The organism is Corynebacterium sp. MSK047 (assembly GCF_030232285.1).
Classification (GTDB): Bacteria; Actinomycetota; Actinomycetes; order Mycobacteriales; family Mycobacteriaceae; genus Corynebacterium; species Corynebacterium jeikeium_D.
In genome coordinates this window covers 1-938 of record NZ_JASPJI010000056.1, presented here as the reverse complement: position 1 = coordinate 938, position 938 = coordinate 1, and the positions used below count along the sequence as shown (strand labels likewise).

General features: G+C 56.0%; 1 protein-coding gene. It reads left to right on the top strand.

Features of this window, described 5'->3' with window-relative positions; genetic code table 11:
* Positions 1–39: 39 nt before the first annotated feature.
* A partial coding sequence (locus QP981_RS11160; RefSeq protein WP_284858023.1) for an IS30 family transposase occupies positions 40–938 on the top strand: 899 nt, incomplete at its 3' end.

The following is a 938-nucleotide window of genomic DNA, read 5'->3' as shown; positions in this document are numbered from 1 at the left end:
ACAACCACGGTGTATAACCGGCGGGCTAGATTGACCACTATGAATACCCGCAGTCGGATAACACCTGGTGATGTATCTCGTGTTGGTACTGGTCGGCGGCTAGGGCTGGCGGAACGCTTAATTATTGCCGATTGCCTGCGGGCAGGTCATTCGCACCGGCGTATCGCCCAGATAGTCTGTCGTAGTCAATCCACTATCAGTCGTGAAATCGCACGCAACAGCGTCGATGGTATCTACGATGCCTATCACGCTGATCAGGCCAGCCGCGGGCGTCTTGCTCGTCCAAAGCCGCGCAAACTCGATGACAATCGATTTTTGCGCGCCCAGGTTGTCAATCTGCTCAACCGTGGCGCCTCGCCGCGTCAGGCCAGTGGCAGGTTGGCTGCACTGTGGGGTGATAATACGTCCATGACTATTAGCCACGAGTCGATTTACCAGGCCCTTTACGTACAAGGGGCAGGCAGCTTGCGCAAAGAACTTGTGTTTGAAAAGTCCTGCCGGACTACCCGGCCAGGGCGTAAACCCCGCTCGCTTTTAGCCGGGGTGCCCAAGCCACGTGGAAAACGCTGGACTCATGATGCCAATATTTCACTTCGCCCAGCCGAAGCCAATGATCGTGCGGTACCCGGTCATTGGGAAGGCGATTTGATTATTGGCGCAGATGGCACCAGTGCTTTAGCGACGTTGGTGGAACGCCGCAGCAGGTTTGTGCTGCTCGGCAGACTCGGCACTGACCATACTGCCGCCAGTGTCAATGAGGTGATGGTACGGATGATTCGTCGGCTCAAAGAGTCGATGGACACCACGATTTCGACGTTGACCTGGGATCAGGGAGTGGAGTTTGCCAAACACACGGAGTTTTCTGTCGCGGAGAATATCCAGGTGTTTTTCGCCGATCCGCATTCGCCGTGGCAGCGAGGTAGCAATGAGCGGATGAA